Annotated in this window: 18 protein-coding genes; 9 read left to right on the forward strand and 9 right to left on the reverse strand. The window is 65.6% G+C overall.

What is annotated here, in order from left to right; all coding sequences use genetic code 11:
* Positions 1-474: 474 nt before the first annotated feature.
* Together ftsH and rlmE are read right to left on the reverse strand one after the other, a co-directional pair.
* Positions 475-2,406, reverse strand: a complete 1,932-nt coding sequence (ftsH, locus tag KR767_RS00225; protein ID WP_208392450.1) for an ATP-dependent zinc metalloprotease FtsH — start codon at positions 2,404-2,406, stop codon at positions 475-477.
* Complete coding sequence (gene rlmE / locus KR767_RS00230; RefSeq protein ID WP_166947146.1) at positions 2,403-3,053, reverse strand: 23S rRNA (uridine(2552)-2'-O)-methyltransferase RlmE; 651 nt, start codon at positions 3,051-3,053, stop codon at positions 2,403-2,405. The genes ftsH and rlmE overlap by 4 nt, the downstream gene beginning before the upstream one ends.
* A gap of 85 nt (positions 3,054-3,138) precedes the next feature.
* Between rlmE and KR767_RS00235 the strand changes: the two genes are divergently transcribed.
* The 3 genes from KR767_RS00235 to panE are packed head-to-tail and all read left to right on the forward strand — an operon-like array spanning position 3,139 to position 4,761.
* Entirely contained in the window at positions 3,139-3,435 is a 297-nt protein-coding gene (locus tag KR767_RS00235) for a YhbY family RNA-binding protein (RefSeq protein WP_166947147.1), read from the forward strand.
* 5 nt (positions 3,436-3,440) lie between these two features.
* On the forward strand, positions 3,441-3,818 hold the full coding sequence (locus KR767_RS00240; RefSeq protein ID WP_250877723.1) for an Mth938-like domain-containing protein: 378 nt from the start codon (positions 3,441-3,443) through the stop codon (positions 3,816-3,818).
* Positions 3,819-3,825: 7 nt separating this feature from the next.
* Positions 3,826-4,761: a 2-dehydropantoate 2-reductase gene (gene panE / locus KR767_RS00245; RefSeq protein WP_250877724.1), complete on the forward strand. Its 936-nt coding sequence runs from the start codon at positions 3,826-3,828 to the stop codon at positions 4,759-4,761.
* A gap of 136 nt (positions 4,762-4,897) precedes the next feature.
* Here panE and KR767_RS00250 read toward each other — a convergent pair whose 3' ends face one another.
* Genes KR767_RS00250 through surE form a run of 4 tightly spaced genes read right to left on the reverse strand, consistent with a single transcriptional unit; the run spans position 4,898 to position 8,034 of the window.
* The gene (locus KR767_RS00250; RefSeq protein WP_250877725.1) at positions 4,898-5,902 is read right to left on the reverse strand and encodes a peptidoglycan DD-metalloendopeptidase family protein; all 1,005 of its coding nucleotides are present in this window, start codon (positions 5,900-5,902) and stop codon (positions 4,898-4,900) included.
* A gap of 29 nt (positions 5,903-5,931) precedes the next feature.
* Positions 5,932-6,540: a YqaA family protein gene (locus KR767_RS00255; protein ID WP_166947151.1), complete on the reverse strand. Its 609-nt coding sequence runs from the start codon at positions 6,538-6,540 to the stop codon at positions 5,932-5,934.
* A 29-nt stretch (positions 6,541-6,569) separates the two neighbouring features.
* Positions 6,570-7,205, reverse strand: a complete 636-nt coding sequence (locus KR767_RS00260) for a protein-L-isoaspartate(D-aspartate) O-methyltransferase (protein WP_166947338.1) — start codon at positions 7,203-7,205, stop codon at positions 6,570-6,572.
* A gap of 49 nt (positions 7,206-7,254) precedes the next feature.
* On the reverse strand, positions 7,255-8,034 hold the full coding sequence (gene surE / locus KR767_RS00265) for a 5'/3'-nucleotidase SurE (RefSeq protein WP_166947152.1): 780 nt from the start codon (positions 8,032-8,034) through the stop codon (positions 7,255-7,257).
* Between the two features lie 117 nt (positions 8,035-8,151).
* Here surE and KR767_RS00270 point away from each other — a divergent pair, with 117 nt between their 5' ends.
* Positions 8,152-8,694 carry a Smr/MutS family protein gene (locus KR767_RS00270; protein WP_250877726.1) on the forward strand — a complete coding sequence of 181 codons (543 nt, stop codon included), beginning with the start codon at positions 8,152-8,154 and terminating at the stop codon, positions 8,692-8,694.
* Between the two features lie 15 nt (positions 8,695-8,709).
* Here the strand turns inward: KR767_RS00270 and KR767_RS00275 are convergent, their stop codons facing one another.
* Positions 8,710-10,896, reverse strand: a complete 2,187-nt coding sequence (locus KR767_RS00275; RefSeq protein ID WP_250877727.1) for a transferrin receptor-like dimerization domain-containing protein — start codon at positions 10,894-10,896, stop codon at positions 8,710-8,712.
* The gene (locus KR767_RS00280; RefSeq protein ID WP_166947155.1) at positions 10,896-13,304 is read right to left on the reverse strand and encodes a TonB-dependent receptor plug domain-containing protein; all 2,409 of its coding nucleotides are present in this window, start codon (positions 13,302-13,304) and stop codon (positions 10,896-10,898) included. Before KR767_RS00280 ends, KR767_RS00275 begins: the two co-directional genes overlap by 1 nt.
* Before the next feature lie 495 nt (positions 13,305-13,799).
* Between KR767_RS00280 and KR767_RS00285 the strand changes: the two genes are divergently transcribed.
* The 5 genes from KR767_RS00285 (at position 13,800) to KR767_RS00305 (ending at position 19,167) form a co-directional block, all read left to right on the forward strand.
* Entirely contained in the window at positions 13,800-14,333 is a 534-nt protein-coding gene (locus tag KR767_RS00285) for a DUF6630 family protein (RefSeq protein ID WP_250877728.1), read from the forward strand.
* Positions 14,334-14,412: 79 nt separating this feature from the next.
* On the forward strand, positions 14,413-15,180 hold the full coding sequence (locus KR767_RS00290) for an AraC family transcriptional regulator (protein WP_250877729.1): 768 nt from the start codon (positions 14,413-14,415) through the stop codon (positions 15,178-15,180).
* A 43-nt stretch (positions 15,181-15,223) separates the two neighbouring features.
* Positions 15,224-17,062 (forward strand): M3 family metallopeptidase, encoded by a 1,839-nt coding sequence (locus KR767_RS00295; protein WP_250877730.1) that lies wholly within the window; start codon positions 15,224-15,226, stop codon positions 17,060-17,062.
* Between the two features lie 167 nt (positions 17,063-17,229).
* Entirely contained in the window at positions 17,230-18,219 is a 990-nt protein-coding gene (locus tag KR767_RS00300) for a LysR substrate-binding domain-containing protein (RefSeq protein WP_250877731.1), read from the forward strand.
* Between the two features lie 207 nt (positions 18,220-18,426).
* The gene (locus KR767_RS00305; protein WP_341778051.1) at positions 18,427-19,167 is read left to right on the forward strand and encodes a sulfite exporter TauE/SafE family protein; all 741 of its coding nucleotides are present in this window, start codon (positions 18,427-18,429) and stop codon (positions 19,165-19,167) included.
* Here KR767_RS00305 and KR767_RS00310 read toward each other — a convergent pair.
* A complete protein-coding gene (locus KR767_RS00310) occupies positions 19,117-20,088 on the reverse strand; it encodes a LysR family transcriptional regulator (RefSeq protein ID WP_250877732.1) in 972 nt (323 codons plus the stop codon). The genes KR767_RS00305 and KR767_RS00310 overlap by 51 nt on opposite strands.
* Between the last annotated feature and the right edge of the window lie 115 nt (positions 20,089-20,203).

The following is a 20,203-nucleotide window of genomic DNA, read 5'->3' on the forward strand; positions in this document are numbered from 1 at the left end:
ACTTGATGGAGGTGAGGTGAGCGGGCGGAAAAGGCCCGTAGGGTGGCGGCCAGGAAGGCCGACATTTTTCGCCGAGGCAGGAGCCGAGTCGAAAAACCCCGCACGCTCGCCGTGCCCGAAGGGGCGCAAGCCATAAGTCACTGAGCCGCGCAGCGGCTCTCCTTTCCCGAGGGACACCGCAGGCCGGCGCGACAAGGGCCGCCCCCGACGGCTCGGTCTCGGCCACGTTAGAGCGCGGAGCAATGAGGCCGACAGGCGAGCACTCCCTACGGAGCGAAGCCTCCAAAGGCTGCTTTACTACAGAGCGTCAATCGCCGATGCGATCGACTCCCCCCTTCGGTAGGGAGCTTGGGTTTGCTACGGAGTGCGCCGTTTCAACCGGTCGCGCGCAGGCGCGCTCCTACAGGGCATGGGGGCCTTTGGGGTTGCTTACGCGTAGAACGAAGAAGGGCGGCCAGTGGCCGCCCTTCCCTTTTATACCTGCGTCGCTGGCTTGCCGACCTTGTCTGGCGCCGGGCCGGCGTCTCCGCGGGGCGGAGGCGGCGGTGTGGCGCCCGGCTTCTGCCAGTCGGCCGGCGGGCCCGGTTCGCGACCGGCCATGATGTCGTCGATCTGGCGTGCGTCGATGGTCTCGTACTGCAACAGGGCGTCGGCCATCACGTGCAGCTTGTCGATATTGGTGGTGAGCAGGTCCTTGCTGCGCGCGTAAGCGCGGTCGAGGATGGTGCGCACTACTTCGTCGATCTTGCGTGCCGTTTCGTTGGAGACACTCTTGTGCTGCGTCACCGAGCGACCGATGAAGACTTCGTCTTCTTCTTCGCCATAGGTGACCGGACCGAGCTCATCGGACAGGCCCCACTTGGTGGCCATGTTGCGGGCCATCTTCGTGGCGCGCTCGATATCGTTCGACGCACCCGTGGTTACCTTGTCGTGACCGAAGATCAGCTCTTCCGCCACGCGGCCGCCATAGAGCGAGCAAAGCTGCGATTCGATCGCCACCTTGTTCATGCTGTAGCGGTCGCCTTCGGGCAGGTACATCGTGACGCCCAGGGCGCGGCCGCGCGGAATGATGGTGACCTTGTAGACCGGATCGTGCTCGGGCACGAGGCGACCGATGATGGCGTGACCGGCCTCGTGGTAGGCGGTGAGACGCTTCTCTTCGTCGTTCATGGCCATCGAGCGGCGCTCGGCACCCATGAGGATCTTGTCGCGGGCACGGTCCAGATGGCTCATGCGCACTTCGCGGGCATTCTCACGAGCGGCGAACAGCGCGGCCTCGTTGACGAGGTTGGCGAGGTCGGCACCAGAGAAGCCGGGCGTACCGCGTGCGATCGTCATCGGCTCGACGTCGGCGGCCGTGGGCACCTTGCGCATGTGCACCTTGAGGATCTGCTCGCGACCCTTCACGTCGGGCAGGCCCACCACGACCTGGCGGTCGAAGCGACCCGGACGCAGCAGGGCGGGATCGAGCACGTCGGGGCGGTTGGTGGCGGCGATGACGATGATGCCCTCGGTGCCTTCGAAGCCGTCCATCTCGACCAGCAGCTGGTTGAGGGTCTGCTCGCGCTCGTCGTGACCACCGCCCATGCCGGCGCCACGATGGCGGCCGACGGCGTCGATTTCGTCGATGAAGATGATGCAGGGTGCGTGCTTCTTGGCCTGCTCGAACATGTCGCGCACGCGGCTGGCACCGACGCCGACGAACATTTCGACGAAGTCCGAACCGGAGATCGAGAAGAACGGCACCTTGGCTTCGCCGGCGATCGCCTTGGCGAGCAGTGTCTTGCCGGTACCGGGCGGGCCCACCATCAGCACGCCGCGGGGAATCTTGCCGCCGAGCTTCTGGAACTTGCCCGGGTCGCGCAGGAACTCGACAAGCTCGCCGACTTCTTCCTTGGCCTCATCGCAACCGGCCACGTCGGAGAAATTGACCTTGATCTGGTCTTCGCCCTGCAGCTTGGCGCGGGAGCGGCCGAAGCTCATGGCCCCACGGCCACCGGAGCCGGCCTGCATCTGGCGCATGAACCAGATCAGCACGGCGACGAAGATGATGATGGGCAGCCAGTTGAATACCAGCCCCAGCAGGGAGAAGCCGTTGTCGGCAGGCTCCTGGCGAAGCTCGACGCCCTTGTCGCGCATCTGCTTGACGAGGTCGCTGGTGGACAGGCCGACCACCGGCACGACGGTGCGGTAGGAGCCGCCATCCTTCAGCTTGCCGGTGATGGTGGGCGGAGCGGTGGAGGTGATCGTGCCGCTGGCGACGTTGCCGTTGTCCACCTGCTGGGCGAAGGCCGTGTAGGACATGTCCTGCGACGACGCGCCATGCGGGTTGAATGTCTGGAACACGGTCAGCAGGACCACCGCGATGATCAGCCAGAGCAACAGGTTTTTTGCCATCTCATTCATGCGCGGTTCTCGCCAGGTTGCCGGGACTTGGCCTTGAGGCCCGTCGCCAGCGCATAGACCTCTCGCGAACGCGCGCGGGAGGCCTTCGGTTTACGCATCGTCACGCGACTGAAGTCGGCGCGCAAGTTCTTCAGGTACTCGTCGAACCCTGCCCCCTGGAACAACTTCACCAGGAACGACCCACCGGGTTTCAGCCAGTCGAGGCTGAACTGCCGGGCCAGGTCGCACAGGTCCATCGCCCGGATCTGGTCCGCGAGTGCCACACCCGACATATTGGGGGCCATGTCGGACAGGACAAGATCGACCTTCTTGCCATCGAGCATGGATTCGAGCTCGCGCAGCACCGATTCCTCGCGGAAGTCGCCCTGCATGAAGTCCACGCCGGCCAGGCCCACCATGGGCAGGATGTCCATGGCGATGACCTTGCCGGAATCCCCCAGGCGCTGGCGTGCCAGCTGCGACCATCCGCCCGGGGCAGCGCCCAGGTCGACGATGGTCATGCCTGGTTTGATGAGGTGATCGCGGTCGATGAGCTCTTCGAGCTTGTAGATGGCGCGCGAGCGCGCCCCCTCGGCCTGAGCCTTCTTGACGTAGGGGTCGTCGAAGTGCTCTTTCAGCCAACGGGAGCTGGTCTTGCTGCGTGCCATGGGCTTTTGACCGGATTCTTAATGAGTAGCGGGTCTCGCATGATACCCTTTGCAACCTGTCCGCCGCACATCGAACCTGAACGCAATGTCGCTTTCCGATACCCAGATCCGCTACCTCCGCAGCCTCGCCCACGACCTGCGGCCGGTTATCCTGCTCGGCAACAAGGGCGCGACGGAGGCCGTGGCGAAGGAACTGGCCTCGGCCCTCGACATCCACGAACTGGTGAAGGTGAAGCTTTCCGGCGGCGACAAGGACGAGCGGCAGCAGCAGATCACCTTCCTCACCAGCCAGACCGGCGCCGAGAAAGTCCAGGAAATCGGCCACGTCGTGGTCCTGTTCCGCCGCAACAATCAGGATCCCAAGCTGGCCCTGCCCCGGTAAGTCCCATGGACCTCACCCTCGATCGCCCCGGCGATTACCTCTTCGTGCGTCGTGTCGGCGCCGATACGGTCACGATCGTCGATCGTGACTTCCACGCCAGTCTCCTGGTCACACCGGAACAGGTGGTCGAGGACTGGGGCGTCTCCGACGCGAAGCAGATGAGTCTCGCCGATGTCGAGACCATCGCCGCCCTGAAGCCGGAGATCGTCATCGTCGGCACCGGCGAACGCCAGGTCTTTCCGCCGGCCGAGGTCATGGCGGCCTTCCTCCGCCGTGGCATGGGCGTCGAGGCCATGACCAGCGGTGCCGCCGCCCGCACTTACAGCCTGCTCGCCGGCGAAGGCCGTCGCGTGCTGGCCGCCTTCATCCTTCCCAAGAGCTGATCGCCCCATGCGAATCCTGGTCCTCGGCGCCGGCGGGACCGGCGGATACTTCGGTGGTCGCCTGGCCCAGGCTGGCGTGGACGTCACCTTTCTCGTACGCCCCGAAAGGGCGACCACCCTCGACAAGCAGGGGCTGATCATCCGCAGTCCGCTGGGTGATGCCACGGTCGCTGTCAGGCATGCCACGGCAGAGCGTGTCTCCGAAGCGGGCCCTTTCGACGTCGTGCTGCTGTCCTGCAAGGCCTACGACCTGGACTCCGCCATCGAGGCGATCGGTCCAGCCGTTGGCGAAGGCACGGCCCTGCTCCCGATTCTCAACGGGCTGGCCCACTACCCCGTACTCGACCGCCGCTTCGGCGCCGATCGGGTGATGGGCGGCCTGTGCATCATCAGTGCCGCCAAGGGGCCTGAAGGCGAAGTCATCCACTTCGGCAATGGTGCATCCGTCACCTTCGGTGAGCGCGACGGCGAGTCCCATGGCCATCGCTGCTCCGCGCTGGCCGAGGCCTTTGCAAAGGCGGGTGTGGATCACAGTCATTCCACGGATATCGCCCGCGATCTCTGGGCCAAGTTCACCTTTCTCACGACGCTGGCCGGCGCCACCTGCCTGTTCCGCGCAGCCGTGGGCGACATCTTGGGCACTGATGATGGGCGTCGCCTCATCGAGCATATGTATGAGGAATGCCTCGCCGTAGCCCGCGCCTCCGGGCACGCGGTGCCGGATCAGGCGCGCTCGCGAGCCTGGGCCACCCTCACCCAGGAAGGCTCGCCGCTCACGGCGTCGATGCTGCGCGACCTGGAAGCCGGCCAGCGTATCGAAGGCGCCCATATCGTCGGCGACATGCTGCGCCGGGCGCACGATGCGGGCGTGAAGGCACCGATGCTGGAAGTGGCCTGGACGCATCTCCAGGTATTCGAAGCGCGCCGAAACCGCCAGGGCTGACCCAGCCCTGCAGGAGCGCGCCTCGCGCGCGACCGGCATTGCCGCACCCCCGAAGACCGCCTGAGCCTTCGGGGGTGCGGTGGCATCGCTTTGTAGGCTGTCGCGCGCGAGGCGCGCTCCTACAGGGAGTGGTTCGCTATTTCTGCGGCGGCAGGTATTGCAGCGGGTCGACCGGGTTGCCGTCGCGACGGATCTGGAACTGCAGCTCGTCGCGCGATGCGCCTGTGGAGCCCATTTCGGCTACGACCTGACCGCCCTTCACCTTCTCGCCTTCCTTTACCAGTCGCTTGCGGTTGTGGCCGTAGGCGGAAAGGAAGCTGTCGCTGTGCTTGATGATGACCAGCTCGCCATAGCCCACGAGGCCATTGCCGCTGTACACCACCACGCCATCCGCCGCGGCGCGCACCGGGTCGCCGTTCTTGCCCGCGATCTCGATGCCGGGGATGGCATCGCCCGAGGCGAACTTCTTGATCAGTGAGCCATCGGCCGGCCAGCGCCAGGTGATGCCGCCCGCGTTGCGGGTGGCACCGGTGGCCACGATCGGCGTCGCGGCCGACGGGTTCTCGACCGGCGGAGGCGGTGTATTCGCAGGCGCGGCCGGCTGCGGCGGTGGCACGACCGACTCGGCGGGCTTGCCGGCAACGACCACGGGGGTATTCGTCGTGGTCGCCGGAGCGGGCTCCGCCGGAGGCTTGGCTTCTGCTTCGTTCACGCCCTGGATGCCCGGCTGGGTGGCCGGGGGCGGCGGCGTGGAGGCTGGATGCCCTGGCGGCGTGGCCGCGGCGACTACTGGTGCCTGGTGCAGCGCTTCCGGAGCAGGCTTGCTGGCGGCAGGTGCCGACAGGTGCAGCTCCTGTCCGGGCCAGATGGTGTACGGCGAGGCAATGCCGTTCCAGCTGGCCAGGTCGCGGAAATCCACCTTGTTGCGGAACGCGATGCTGTAGAGCGTGTCGCCCTTCTGCACCTGGTAACTGCCGCCCGGAGCCGGCGCAGACGACGTGGCATCCGGTACCCGGCTGTGGGTGATCGGCTCGTAGCTGCCCGGGGCACGGGTAACGACCACGGAGCTGCGGGTGATGCCACAGCCGGTAAGCACAAGGCCGGAGCCAACGAGGGCGGCCACGGCGAGCGGTCGGATCATTCGCATCGCGGATTTCCTTGCACGGTCACTCATCGCAACAGGAACCACCAGAGGGCCAGTAAGACGAGGATGACGATAACAGCCCAGCCTATCCACTCAATGTGTTTGCGTAGCATCTGTTCGGCACGTTCACCGAACACCCGGACCAGCAGGGCCAGCAGCCATACGCGCTTGCCGCGCCCCACCAGCACGCAGAGCAGGAACGGCAGCACGGGCACCCCGACGATACCCGAAGCCCAGGTGACGAACTTCATCGGCACCACCGGTTGCAGGGCCGCCATGAAGAGCACGACATACAGCTCGAATGCGTGGGACTGCATCTTGGCCTGCAGGTCGGCCACGCCCTTGCTGATCGGTGCCAGCAGATGCATGGAATCGAGCAACGGCTTCAGCGCCTCGAAGGCGAAATGGCCCAGCGCATAGCCCACGAGCGAGCCCAGCAGGGAAAACAGCAGGCTCCAGTTGGCATAGCGGAACGCCTTGCGGGGCTCGGCCAGCATCATCGGCGCCAGCATCACCTCGGGCATGATCGGGAAAATGAAGGCTTCCACGAAGGACAAGCCGGCGAGGTAGCGAACCGCATGGCGGTGACGCGCCCAGACGATGGCGCGGTCATAGAGTGAAGCGAACAGCCGCATTCAGCGGTTTTCCTTGTAGTGAGAGTCCATCAACCGATGCCGCCGAGCAGCGGTACGAAACTGACCGGACCGAGGTCCTCGCGCACCACCTCGCCCGCTTCCGTCTTGCGCAGGCGCACCAGCACCTGCTGGCTTGGGCTGCCAACGGGCGCCACGAGCACGCCGCCCGGCTTCAGCTGGTCGAGCAGCTTCATGGGGATGCGGTCGCCTGCGGCGGTAAGGATGATGGCATCAAAGGGAGCGTCGGATTCCCAGCCCAGCTTTCCGTCGTCATGACGGGAGCGCAGGTTCTCGATACCGAGTTGCCGGAAGCGACGGCGGGCCTGGCGAAGCAGTTCTTCGATGCGCTCCACGGTGTACACCGTGGGCACGATGCCGGCCAGTACGGCGGCCTGATAACCCGAGCCCGTGCCGATTTCGAGCACCCGCTCAGGTACTCCGTGTTCGATCAGGACTTCGGTCATCCGCGCGACGATCCAGGGCTGGGAGATCGTCTGCCCATGGCCGATCGGCAGTGCCGTGTTCTCGTAGGCGCGTGAATGCAGCGCCTGGTCGATGAAATGATGCCGGGGCAGTTGCCGGATGACTTCGAGCACACGCTCGTCGCGGATGCCCTCTTCCACCAGCTTTGCCACCAGACGATCGCGCGCACGCTGCGAGGTCATGCCTTCGCCGCGCAGCGCCGAGGGTGGCAGGGCGTGCAGGTTTACCACGTCAGGCCGCCTCCTCGCCCATGGACGACGACAGTGCGGTGGCCCAATGACTGACCTTGTCGAGCGCCTGGAAGCGGGTGAGATCGGTATGGATCGGCGTGACCGAGACGTAACCGCGACGAATCGCGTCGAAGTCCGTACCCGGGCCGGCGTCGTCAACCGCACCCGGCATGCCGATCCACCACATGGTGCGGCCGCGCGGGTCTTCGGTGCGGATCGCCGGCTCGGCCTTGTGGCGACGGCCGAGGCGGGTGACCTCAAAACCACGGATCTCGTCCCAGGGAAGATCGGGCACGTTGACGTTGAGGATGGTGTCGGCGGGCAGCGGATCGGCGATGAGGCGGCGCATCAGCATCAGCACGGCCGAAGCGGCGGTATCGAAATGGCGACCGGAACCTTCGCGGGTGACCAGCGACACGGCGATGGCGGGCAGTCCGAGGAAGCGGCCTTCCATCGCTGCGGAGACCGTGCCGGAGTAGATGACGTCGTCACCCAGGTTGGCGCAGTTGTTGATGCCGGAGACCACGATGTCGACGTCGTGGTCGAGCATGCCCGCCAGCGCGAGATGCACGCAGTCCGTGGGCGTGCCAGCCACCCGCCAGTACCCGTTGTCGAGTCGCTGGGTGCGGATGGGGCCGTCGAGCGTGAGGGAGTTGCTCGCACCGGAGCGGTCGCGATCGGGGGCAACCACCGTCACCGTGCCGAACTCGCCCAGGCGGGAAGCCAGTACCCGGATGCCCGGGGCTTCCACGCCGTCATCGTTGCTTACCAGAACCTGCATGCTGATCCAGATCGAAAAACTGAAGATGGGGCCCCCACTTGCATGCGAGGGCACCCGATCGTCCAAGTCTACCGGACCGGGGCGCGGGATTCACCGAGAGCCGCTAGGATGGTGACCATGAAACGCCGCGCGCCGATGGTCCATGAGGACGACAGCCGTCTCTTCCGGGAGGCGATCGGCGACGTGCGGCCGATGGAGCCGGTGGACGCCGTGCCGGAGCGTCCACGGCCCGCACCCTTGCCCGTGATGCGTGACGCGGATGAGGCCGCCGTCACGGCAGACTCCATGCTTTTCGACTACGACCCGGCCGAACTGGAAGTGGGCGAGGAGCTGTCCTACCTGCGTGACGGCTACCCGCCCAAGCTGCTCAAGCAACTCAAGCGTGGGCAGTTCAGCATCCAGGCCGACGTCGACCTGCACCAGATGAACGCTGCGGCCGCGCAGTTCACCATCGCCGAATTCCTGGCCGAGTGTCACCGCGGCGGCATCCGCTGCGTGCGGATCATCCACGGCAAGGGCCTGCGCTCGAAAGCCGGCGGCCCCGTACTCAAGGGCCTCACCGACAAGCTGCTGCGCCGCCGCGACGATGTTGTGGCGTTTGCCTCGGCCCGTCCTGCGCAAGGCGGAACGGGCGCGGTCGTCGTCCTGCTGAAGGCCTGAGACCGCACCCCTGGCTTATTGCGAAAGCGCTTCGGTCGCCCGCCGCAGGCTGGCGGCAGCCCGATGAGTCGCCCCGGCGGTGAGCGCCACCTCGGCCCGGGCCTGTGCCCAGTCTTTCGCATCGATGGCATCGCCGATACCGGGCAGCGGCGCCACGTCTTCGCCTTCCTTGCGACCCGGCGCCTGCAACAGGTGACGGTACCAGGGTCGCTGCGGCAGGCCCGATGCCTGGAGGAACGCCGGCTCCACCTCGCGCAGCGCGCGATTCACGGCATTGGCCTGACGGGCGTTCACCTGCGCGCCTGCGGAGGCAACGGCCGCGTCGTAAGCCCTGGCCGCTGCGTCCAGATCCTTCACCGCATCTCGCAACGTCGAAAGATCGATATCTTCCCAACGATCGTCGAGGCGACCGGGTGGCGTTGCCTTGCGATACGCGACCGCCGCCAGACGATAGGCGTCGCTGTCCATGAGCGAGTTGTGGCGCAAGGCATTCTTGTGCGAAGCCGCCGCATCGGCCGCCAGACGGTCGACGTCGTGCGAGAGCGACGTGGCGAACGCCGTATAGCGCCAGGGCAGGATGTCCGCATTGGCTACGCGCAGCACCAGGCGGGCATTGGTCTGTGCAAGCAGACGCACGTAAGCCAGCCCCGGATCACCGAAGCGCTGGTAGTGCGTGTAGGTGTCGTATAGCGAGTGATAGATCGGCACGCTTTCTTCGTCACCGTCGCGATCGTAGCCATAGCGCACGTGCAACGAGGGAATGCCAATGCGGTGCGCGAACGACAGGTAATCCGAACCGGTACCCAGTCGTGCCGGCACGATGTCCGCCGCAGCATCCCTGCCCTTCTCCGACGCATCCACGGCGCGCTTGGCCTGACGGCGCGCCTGCACCGTCGCCCCCGTTTCCGGATCGCGCAGATCACCCGCCACGCCATCGACCAGCGATGCCAGTGCCGGATCGCCGGAGGCGGAAAGGAAGCCACGCCCGGTCGTATCGTTGTTGAGGTAGAACACCGCCTTGCGCGACAGCTCGTCCGCATGACGCTCCGTCCATGCCTTGGAGCCAAGGATGCCCAGTTCCTCACCATCCCAGCTGGCGAAAACGAGCGTGCGCTTCGGTCGTTGCCCTGCCTTGGCCAGCTCGCCGATGGCACGGGCCTCGGCAAGCATGGCTGTCGTCCCTGCCAGCGGGTCCCATGCACCGAATACCCACGCATCGTGATGCACGCCACGGATCACCCATTCATCGGGCCGCTCCGTCCCGCGAAGCGTCGCGATCACGTTGTAAAGCGTGCGCCATTCCCAGGGCGAATGGACTTCGAGATGGACTGGCGCATCGCCACCGATGTGGTAAGTCAGCGGCAAGCCACCTTGCCAGCGGTTCGGCACGGCGGCGCCACCCAGCGCGCGCAGGAAATGCTCCGCATCGCCGTAACCGATCGTCACCACGGGGATCGACAGGTCCGCCGTGCGGCGCTGGGCCTGGATCGTCTTCGCGCTTTTTTCGTCGAGCACGCTGTCGATACCCAGCGTCCCACGCTGCACGGTGCGCGGCGTACGCCATGCACCCGTCGGATAGACGTCGCCCTTCGCGAAGCCGTCAGCTTCCGGATCGGAATAGATCACCACGCCAACGGCACCATGCTGCTGGGCGAGACGCGGCTTCACCCAGCGCCCCGCGCCGCTGGACTTCACCAGCACGACCTTGCCCTTCACCGACGCGCCGTAACGGTCGAGTTCGTCGTAGTCGCGTTGCAGGCCTTCGTTGACGAAGATCAGCGGCGCATCGACGCTGCCGTCCGGGCTGTACGACTCCATGCCCGGCAACACACCCTGCTGCTTCGCCGTGTCGGCGTCGCCGTCCACGGCAGGCTCCGTAAAGTCAGCCGCGTAGCGGTCGCCCTCGGTAAGCGACAGCTTCTGCACATCCGGATACGCCACCAGCACGCGCACCGGCTCTACCTTCACGCTCCAGCCCCACTCGCGGAAGCGATCCGCGATGAAGTCGGCGTTTTCCTTGTTGTGCGGGGAACCGACCTGGTTGGGGGCCGAGGTCAGCTGCTTCAGCCAGCCATCGAGATCGGCGCTACCGATGGAGGCATCGACGCGATGCTCGATATCGGCCTGGGGTGTCGCGGGTGCGGCCAGCACACCCCCTGCCGTGACCAGAAGCAGGGATGCCGTCAACGTACGCATGTTCATCACTGCCACCGGTAGGTCACGCTCGCGTAGTAGTAGCGGCCGTTCCAGCTCAGGGGCGAGAACAGGCTGTACTTGAAGTTGCCGCTGGTGGAGTTGGCGTACTTCACCTGTCCGGGTTTGGCGTTGAACACGTTGTCGGCACCGGCGGCAAAGGTCCAGTTGTCGAGGGTGTAGTCGGCCGACAGGTCGAGCGTCCAGCGATGCGCGAAGGTCTGGTCCAGGGCTGGCCCGCTGTTGCTGTACACCGTATAGCTGCCGTAGCGCTGCACGTTGGCGTGGCCCGCCCAGCGGCCGTGCAGGTAATCGAAGCCGGCATCGAGCTTGGTGCGCGGGTTGGTGTCGCCCAGCAGGCCCAGGCGCTCACGGCGCTCCACGCGCTGCACGGCCACGCCCAGCTGGTCGAGGATCGGCGGATTCGCCTTCACCTTCGTCACCTTGTTCTCGTTGTACGACCAGCTCAATGTTGTGTTGAGGCGATCGCCGTTGGAGAAGTCGAAACCGTACTGGCTCACGAAATCCAGGCCACGCGTGCGCGTGTTCACGGCATTGGTGAAGTAACGGATCGACTGGTAGGTGGCATCGATGCCGTTGGCCAGCAGGTAGTTGTTCACCGACGGCGTATTGACCGGGATGTTCGACGACAGGTTGATGCGGTTGTTGATCTTGATCCAGTAGGCATCCACGCTGACGTTCCAGCCGGCAAGCGGTTCGGCCACGAAGCCCAGCGTGGCGCTGCGCGACTTCTCGGGCTTCAGCTTTTCGGCCCCCAGCAGGCTGGCCGCCGCCGAATCTACGGGGAAGGTGCCGGACTGCACGATTACCTGACCGTGCCCCAGATCCTGCAACTGCGACGAGATATCCGCGTAATGCTGCTGCACGAGCGTGGGCGCACGGAAACCCGTGCCGACGCTGCCGCGCACGGCGAAGCGCGGGGTGAAGTCGAAGCGGCCCGACAGCGAGCCGGAGGTGGTGCCACCGAAGTCGCTGTAGTTTTCATGACGACCGGCCAGCGACACGGAGAAGCGATCCGTGAGATTGGTTTCCAGGTCGATGTATTCGGAGGTGTCATGACGCTGCCAGTTGCCCTGGAAGTCGCCCGTGATGCCACCATTGGCACCGTACTGCGACACGGCATCGCCTGGACGCACCTTATAGGCCTGGCGCAGGTATTCCACGCCGAAAGACACACTCACCGGATTGGGCAGCCACGTCGGCGTGAACTCCTTGCCGATGTCGAGGTTGGCTACCTGCTGCTGGGTCTTGTAATCGGCTCCCTGGATGAAGAACGGCGTATAGCCATAGGCCTTGTACCAGTCGGCGTTGATCGAATGGCTGCGCTGGTTGTATTCGTTGGAACCATGACTGGCCGAGAGGTCGTAATGCCAGCCATCGCCCACCTGCCCGCGCAGGCCGGCCGTGAGCGTCGTGTCCGTCACGATGGGCAGGCTGACCGGCAGGTAGCCGTTGGGATAGATCGCGATGACGTTGGTGGAATCGTTGCGATGGCGATAAAGACTGGCCGTTTCTGCACGATCGCGGCGATACAGCGCTTCGAAGTACACCTCGGCCGCCTTGCTGAATTCGTACTGGCCCACGAGCGACAGCTTGTTCGACTTGATCGCCGGATCGCCAAGGCGGTACACGCGCTGGTTGAAGGTGGGGCCCTTGGTCTGGTCCAGGCCGGCACGGTTGGTGTAATCGTTGTTCTGGGTATCGATCGCGACATGGATCGAGCCCTTGTCGCCAAGCTTGAAACCCGTATCCGCGGATAACTGGCGTTGCAGGCCATCGCCGGCATCATAGCCACCGAACTTCGCAGTGACCTGGCCACCCTGCCCCGACTTCTTAAGGATCACGTTGATCACGCCACCGATGGCATCCGAACCGTAACGGGCCGACTGGCCATCGCGCAGCACTTCGATGCGCTCGATGGCGGCAATGGGAATCGCGTTCAGGTCCACCGGGTTCGAGCCACGGCCTATGGCACCACCCAGGTTGAGGAAGGCACCCGCGTGCTGGCGCTTGCCGTCGATGAGCACCAGCACCTGATCGGGGCTGAGGCCACGCAGGGTCACCGGGCGCACCACTTCCGCGCCGCTGATGGTGGTGGGCTGCGGGAAGTTCAGCGAGGGCACCAGGCGCGCAAGCGCGGCACTTAGCTGGGTGGCGCCCGTCTGCTGGAGCTGCTGCGGGGTAATGACGTCGATCGGCTGGAGCGAGCTGGAAACCGTTCGTTCGGTGCTGCGCGTGCCCGTGACGATCACGGTGTCGAGCTGACTGGCCTTGGCCGGCGTGGCGTCTTTTCCGTTGCCGGCATCCTGGGCCAGGGCAGGCAGGGAAGCCGCACCGAGAACAAGGGTGACGGCCAGGAATAAGGGCTTGCGACGGCGGTGTACGAGAGAAAGCATGAGGCGTGGATCCCCTGGATACAAAGCATGGTGCCGGCGCATCGAGGCACGCCGGTTCGGTACGAACGGCCTGTCGACGACGACGCGTGCATACGACGCATCGCCGGCCTGGCAAGCCGGAATGAAAGGGTTCGTGTCCCGCGCTCAGGTCGCGGGCGTGGCCGGCGCGTTACGCGCTACGGCGGATGAGGTGTCGCTTCAGCCCAGTCGACAACAACAACACGCGCGCACCACCTGACATCGCGGAGCGGCCGCGAAGGTCATGGGGAGGTTGTTCGCGCTGAGGTTGGTTGCGTTCACTGGGACTGTGGATCGCCTGGTGGTGAGCCGTGTGAGCGGCGGACTGGCAGTGGGCCCGGGCGCCATGGAGACGTCCGTGGGTGCCATTTGTTGCACCGCACAGTACATTTGTCAACCGCTTTGCGGAAGCTCTTGCGCCGGACGCGCGTCCTTGCGCCATGCGATCATCCGCGCCGGGCAACCGGACACATTCCCATGAGCGACTACGAAGACGACTACGACCACGAGCGCGATTTCGACGGCGAGGACGGCGAGGAAACCGTCGAATCCTACGTCTGGCAATTGCTGCTGATGATCAACCCCGGCGACGAAGCAAGCGCCTTGCAACAGTTCAAGTCCTTCCAGGAAGAAGTGGAAGACCAGGGCGATGAAGACCCCATGCGCATCGTCGGCCAGGTGACCGACTGGCGTGCCAGTTTCGAGGTGGACGGCGACGACACCCGCGCCATCGTCGAGGCCATCAACGAACTGGTGGCGCGCTGGAACCTGCAGATCGACTGGGACGGCGATCCGGACGACGACGAATTCCACGAGGACATCGAGGCCGGTGACATCTTCTCGCGCGCCTATGATCAGCTGAACGAGCACGGCTACACGCTCTGGTCCCGTGAAACCGAGGACGACGACACCGTGGCAGGCTGGATCACGTCCACGCGCGATAACGAAGGCATGCGCCTCATCGCCACGGCCCTGGAGATCAACCTGCGCCTGGGCAACCAGTTGGGCTGACCCCGTGACTTGCGGAACATGCCGGCGGGGTTCGCCCGCCGCATAGTCCATCGTGCAGACGTTCGCCAGGGGAGGCACGATGAGCGGCATCCACGACATGCACATCTCACGGTACGCCCCCCATGCGGCCATGGACCGCCATCGCCATGACGAGGACTGGTTCTGCCTCGTGATGGCGGGCGGCTACGAGGAACGCATCCTCGGCATGTGCAACGAACATGCGCCAGGCGACCTGCTGTACTGCCCTGCCCACGCGGCACACGCCCAGCGTTTCGGCAACGAAGGGGCGTGCAAGATCCTCTTCGCACCGGATGCGGAGCTGACGGCGATGCTGGGCGAACACGCTGCCCGGCTGGACGGCCGGCCGCTGATCCGCCGCTCGGAGGCGTTGCTGGCCCTTGGCAGGCGCGCCATGGACGAGTTCGACCTTGGCGATGCCTTCTCGGCCTTGTCCGTACAGGCACTGGCCCTGGACATGCTTGCCGTCACCGCCCGGGGGCTCGTCGCCGAAAGCCATCGCGAACCAGGCTGGCTGCGTCGCGCGCGCGAATATCTTCACGAAGACCCCGCACGGGATATCACCCTTGAGGCCCTGGCTTCGGTCATCGGTCGCCACCCGGTGCATCTTGCCCGCAGCTTCCGTCAGTTCCATCAATGCACCGTGGGCGACTACGTGCGTCGCCTGCGCGTGGATCGCGCTGCCCACCTGCTGCGCACTACCCGTCGCCCGTTGATCGATATCGCCCTGGACTGCGGTTTTGCCGGCGCCGCGCAATTCTCGCGTTCGTTCCGGGCCATTCATGCCACCACGCCGAGCGCGTGGCGAAACGAAGTCACCTCACGCTAATCCGCGTAAAGCGGCGTACCGGTACGCCTGATAGCGTGGTTCCATGCGAACCCGACATCTCATTCCCGCTCTTCTCCTGCTTGGCAGCGCCGCGCTGCAGGCCCGCGACTACCACATCGACCAGACGGCCTACTTCCCGACGCCGACGGCCGAAGCGACGGACCTCAAGGCACTGCAAGCCGATATCGATGCGCTTACCGCGCCAGCGCCCATGACGGCAGCCACCCTGCTCGCCTACCTGCGCCGTGTCGAGACGCTGATGGCGCGGGGCCAGCGCCACAATGCCTACCTGCATCTCAGGTCGGCACTGGACGCCGACGATCAGGTGGCCGCCGACGGATACCACGCGGCAGGCACCGCCCTGGGGGCGTTGACGATCAAGCTTCGTACCACCCTGCGCAGTGTCGGCAATGAGGGCTTTGCCTCACTGGCGGTCACGGAGCCGGCGCTGCGCAAATATGCCTATGCCCTGGACAAGGCCACCCGCAGCCTTCCTCATGAACTGCCCGCGAGCGAGCAGGCCATCGCGGATGACATGTACGACGAGGGCACCAACGCGTTGTGGAACGTCTACCAGAAGACCCGCCGTGCGACGGTCTACGAGAAGGTTCATACGCCGCAGGGCGACCTCGACGTCAACAAGGACGCAATCGCACTGGCCGCCAATCCGGACCGCGACGTCCGCCGTGAGGCCTGGCAACGCAAACAGGCCGACGGCTCGGCCCAGGCACAGACTTATGCAAGCATCCTGACCGGCGTCGTTCGCATCAACGATCGCTCCGCCCGTTTCCAGCATTTCAGCGACGCCGCTGAATCGCTGTATTTTGGCCGGCAATTCGACCGGACCGACGTGCGTGCCACCACCGCAGCCCTGCAAGCGCAGGCCGACGTGCTCAAGGACTACCAGCGGGTACGCGCTGCCGAGGTCGGCAGGCGGCTGGGTATCACCGAGGTGCACAGCTGGGACATGGCCGTCCCGCTCCCGGGCTTCAAACCGCCCGTGTTCGACTACGAGGCCATGCGACAGACGATTCCAAAGGCACTGGCGCCGCTGGGCAAGGACTATGTGGCGCACTTCACCGCGCTGCTCGACCCCGCCACGCAGCGCACCGACCTGACGGCAGCGCTCGGCAATCGCGAACTCGACAACTTCTCCATCGCCGCCCCCGGCGTACCTGCCGGACTTTTCCTGGAATCCTGGTCGCCGACGCTCAAATCCACCAGCATCGTGGCGCATGAAGGCGGCCACGCCATCCACAGCCAGCTGATGAACGAGCATGGGGTTTCGCCGTTATACAACCACGGCCCCAACTGGATGCACGAGGGCATCGCGATACTCAACGAGATGCTGCTCTACGAGTACCTGTATCGACACGCGCCGGACGCGGCCACCCGCGCCTATTACCTCCAGGCGCAGCTGGACGAGATGACCTTCGAGATATTCACCTCCGCCCAGGAAGCTCAACTGGAGGAAGGCATCTACGAAGGCGTGATGGCCGGCAGGCTGCGCAACGCCGCCGACCTGGACGCGCTGACGCTGGACGTGACCAGCCGCTTCGGCATCTGGCCTGCCATCGATCCGGAACTGGCCCATGCCTGGATCGACAAGCGATTGATGTACCAGGATCCGTTCTATCTCGTGAACTACATGTACGCGGGGTTATGGGCAGCGAAGATGTTCGACATGGCCATGACCGACCCCGCCGACTTCCAGCAGCGCTACGGGGCGTTGATGGCGGAGGGGTTCGACGCCCCACCGAAAGAGGTGCTTCGCCGGTTCTTCGGGCGTGACCTGCCTCCGGACGAACTGGTCGGCGCCGACATGGCCCTGATCCGCCGGAAGACGGCCGACCTGCGCCAGTTATACGAAGCTGTAAAATAGACCGTCATCCAACAAAAACTTGACACTTCGTTCAAGTGGCCGTATAGACGTCTGTATGAATCTCATTGGCGCACCCACGAAGACCAGCGACCTGCATCCCGCACGATGTTTCCACGACGCGTGCCGTTTCGCAGCCCTCGCCTCAGGTCTTCCGTGGATTCCCCGCCATGACGCTCGTCCAGCTTCGCTACCTCGTCGCCATCGCCGACGCGGGTCTTAATATCACTGCGGCCGCAAGCCGGGTGCATGCCACCCAGCCCGGCCTGTCCAAGCAACTGCGCCAGCTGGAAGACGAACTCGGCTTCCAGCTGTTCCAGCGTCGGGGCAAGAGCCTGCAAGGCGTCACGCCGGCCGGCGAAACGGTGCTACAGCGCGCCCGTGCCATCCTCGCCGAGGCCGGCAACATCCTTTCCATCGCCGCCAACCTGCGCAGCGACGCGCATGGCAGCCTGCGCATCGCCACCACGCATACCCAGGCACGCTTTGCGTTGCCGGACGTGGTCAGCGCCTTCACACGCCGCCATCCGCACGTCAGCGTGCACCTGAATCCCGGTCGTGAATCCGGGGTGTTGCCCCTGTTGCGCACCGGGGGCGCCGAACTGGCCGTGGTCAGTGGCAGCAGTGCGCTACCGCCTGCGGGCATCGCCCTGCCCGCCTATCGCTGGAATCGCATGATCGTGGTGCCCAGGGATCATCCATTCGCGCGCCGCTCCCGTCCGCCGTCCCTGGAAGAGCTGGCCGCCCAACCGCTGGTGGGCTATGAGTCGTCGCTGCGACCGGATTCCGCCCTGCAACGCACGTTCTTCGGCGCCGGCCTTCGGCCGCGCATCGCCCTGACGGCGGGTGACGGCGACCTCATCCGCACCTATGTCCGTGAGGGACTGGGCGTGGGCATCCTCGCTGAAATGGCCGTGGCACCCGATGAGCGCGATCTCGTCGTGCTGCCGGCAGATCATCTGTTCGGCGAATGCACCACCTGGATCGTGCTACCCGACGCCCTGGTGCCACGCGACTACCTGCTGGATTTCATCCACGCCTTCGCGCCGCACATCGACCCGCGCGACGTGCGCCGCGCCCTGGCCGGCGACGGCAACCGCGACTGGCCGCTGGCACCGCACTGGCGGGAACGCTTCGAACAAGCCGAAGAAGCCGCCTGACCGATGTAGGAGCGCGCCTCGCGCGCGACCGGTATGGGCGATATCCGGCAAGCCATCGTGCGTCTTCGCCTGTACCGGTCGCGCGCGAGGCGCGCTCCTACACGAGGCCGGGCTCGTCGGGCGGACAAGCAACACTTACTTCACCCCGTCATGGGGCACTGCGGATACTCTGACCCTGGCTTCTTCCATGGGTCACGCATGCCGCCGATGTCCGAATTCCTTACCTTTCTCGCCGCCGGCGCGCTTGCGCAGCTGGTCGATGGCGCGTTGGGCATGGCGTTCGGGGTGGTCTCGGCAGGCATCCTGCTTGCCCTCGGCCTGCCGCCTGCACTGGCCAGCGCCAGCGTCCACTACGCGGAAACCTTCACCTGCGGCGCGTCGGGCATCAGCCATTACTTCGCGGGCAACGTGCGCAAGCGCCTCCTGCTGCTCCTGGCGCTGCCCGGGCTGGTGGGCGCCACCATCGGTGCCTACGTGGTCAGCCATGTGCCGGCCGGCTGGATGAAGCTGGCGCTGACACCTTACCTGCTGGGTGTCGGCGTGTTCCTGATCCTGCGTGGTGCGAAACAGGCTCGCGCCACCGACGACAATCCCGCTGCGCCTCGCTGGCTGGGCTTCGTGGCCGGCCTCGCCGACACCATCGGCGGCGGCGGATGGAGTGCGATCAACGTCACCGCGCTCATCGCACGCGGCGCCACGCCACGCATCGTCGTCGGCACGGTACACGTGGCGAAATGCATCGTCAGCGCAGCGGCGAGCGTGAGCTTCCTGTTCCATGTCGGGCCGCCGCATATCGTCTCCGTCGGCGGTCTCATCGTGGGCGGCATGGTGGCGGCACCCTTCGGCGCGCTGTTCGCCCGCCATGTTCCCGCGCGGGCCATGACATGGCTGGCGGCGCTAGCCGTGCTGGGGCTGGGCCTCAACAACATGGCCCATGCGTTCGGCTGACACTGGCGTCGTGGCATTCGGGCAGATGCCGGCCATGTGTTCCTTCAGCAGGTCGATGAAGGCACGCACCTTCACCGGCGGCTGCTTGCCGGGATAGACAGCATAGACACCGCCCTGGGGCAGCCGGTAATCCGATAACAGCGCTATAAGGCGACCCGCTGCGATGTCGTCCTCCACCAGGTAATCCGGCAGCACGGAGAGGCCCGAGCCTGCCATCACGAAGGCATGGGCCGCTGGCGTGCTGTTGGCGCTGGCGACCGCGCGGGTCTGCACCACATGCTCGGCGCCCGACGCATCGGTAAAGGTCCAGCGGGTGGGCGAGGACAGCACGGTCAGGGCGATCCAGTCGTGCCCGGCGAGGTCGTCGGGCGTGAGTGGCGTGCCCCGGCGCGCCAGATAAGCCGGCGAGGCCACGAGACACTGGCGGAACGAGGACAACTTGGCGGCCCGGTGGCTGGAATCGCGCAGCCAGCCGATGCGGATGGACAGGTCGAAGCGCTCTGCGATCAGGTCCACGATGGCGTCGCTCACCACCAGCTCCACGTCCACCTGCGGGTAACGCGCTACGAAGGCCGCCAGCGCCGGGGCAACGATGGCCGGGCCATGGTCGCCGGCGGCGGCTACGCGAAGCGTACCCATCGGCGTGTCGCGGCACTCGCCCAGCCGCGCGACGGCGGCATCTGCGTCGGCCAGCACCCGGGCGCAGTCTTCGTAGAAACGCTCGCCAGTGTCCGTGAGCGACATGCGCCGCGTGCTGCGCAGGAGCAGGGTCACCCCGAGTTCTTCTTCCAGCTTCGCCAGATGCTGGCTCACCATGGCCTTGGTCGTGCCCAGCTGCTCGGCGGCAGCGGTGAACGAGCCGGCCCGGACCAGGGCCACGAAAACGGCGAGGCGATTGAGGTTGAGCTCCGAACTGGCCATGGATGGGCGCTCGATCGTAAAGCCATACTTTACGATGAATTGTCTTGAAAGGCGTATTTCCGAAACGATCAAGAGCGCATCCTTGGCCCATTCTCTTTCCTTACCCCCAAGGATC

The sequence above is a fragment of the Luteibacter anthropi genome (genome assembly GCF_023699965.1).
In the GTDB taxonomy this organism is placed as follows: Bacteria; Pseudomonadota; Gammaproteobacteria; order Xanthomonadales; family Rhodanobacteraceae; genus Luteibacter; species Luteibacter anthropi.

Bases quoted from the DNA above. Each gene is read 5' to 3' on its own strand.
- ftsH (WP_208392450.1), bottom strand. From the start codon at position 2,406: ATGAATGAGATGGCAAAAAACCTGTTGCTCTGGCTGATCATCGCGGTG.
- rlmE (WP_166947146.1), bottom strand. From the start codon at position 3,053: ATGGCACGCAGCAAGACCAGCTCCCGTTGGCTGAAAGAGCACTTCGAC.
- KR767_RS00235 (WP_166947147.1), top strand. From the start codon at position 3,139: ATGTCGCTTTCCGATACCCAGATCCGCTACCTCCGCAGCCTCGCCCAC.
- KR767_RS00240 (WP_250877723.1), top strand. From the start codon at position 3,441: ATGGACCTCACCCTCGATCGCCCCGGCGATTACCTCTTCGTGCGTCGT.
- panE (WP_250877724.1), top strand. From the start codon at position 3,826: ATGCGAATCCTGGTCCTCGGCGCCGGCGGGACCGGCGGATACTTCGGT.
- KR767_RS00250 (WP_250877725.1), bottom strand. From the start codon at position 5,902: ATGATCCGACCGCTCGCCGTGGCCGCCCTCGTTGGCTCCGGCCTTGTG.
- KR767_RS00255 (WP_166947151.1), bottom strand. From the start codon at position 6,540: ATGCGGCTGTTCGCTTCACTCTATGACCGCGCCATCGTCTGGGCGCGT.
- KR767_RS00260 (WP_166947338.1), bottom strand. From the start codon at position 7,205: ATGACCTCGCAGCGTGCGCGCGATCGTCTGGTGGCAAAGCTGGTGGAA.
- surE (WP_166947152.1), bottom strand. From the start codon at position 8,034: ATGCAGGTTCTGGTAAGCAACGATGACGGCGTGGAAGCCCCGGGCATC.
- KR767_RS00270 (WP_250877726.1), top strand. From the start codon at position 8,152: ATGAAACGCCGCGCGCCGATGGTCCATGAGGACGACAGCCGTCTCTTC.
- KR767_RS00275 (WP_250877727.1), bottom strand. From the start codon at position 10,896: ATGAACATGCGTACGTTGACGGCATCCCTGCTTCTGGTCACGGCAGGG.
- KR767_RS00280 (WP_166947155.1), bottom strand. From the start codon at position 13,304: ATGCTTTCTCTCGTACACCGCCGTCGCAAGCCCTTATTCCTGGCCGTC.
- KR767_RS00285 (WP_250877728.1), top strand. From the start codon at position 13,800: ATGAGCGACTACGAAGACGACTACGACCACGAGCGCGATTTCGACGGC.
- KR767_RS00290 (WP_250877729.1), top strand. From the start codon at position 14,413: ATGAGCGGCATCCACGACATGCACATCTCACGGTACGCCCCCCATGCG.
- KR767_RS00295 (WP_250877730.1), top strand. From the start codon at position 15,224: ATGCGAACCCGACATCTCATTCCCGCTCTTCTCCTGCTTGGCAGCGCC.
- KR767_RS00300 (WP_250877731.1), top strand. From the start codon at position 17,230: ATGACGCTCGTCCAGCTTCGCTACCTCGTCGCCATCGCCGACGCGGGT.
- KR767_RS00305 (WP_341778051.1), top strand. From the start codon at position 18,427: ATGTCCGAATTCCTTACCTTTCTCGCCGCCGGCGCGCTTGCGCAGCTG.
- KR767_RS00310 (WP_250877732.1), bottom strand. From the start codon at position 20,088: ATGGCCAGTTCGGAGCTCAACCTCAATCGCCTCGCCGTTTTCGTGGCC.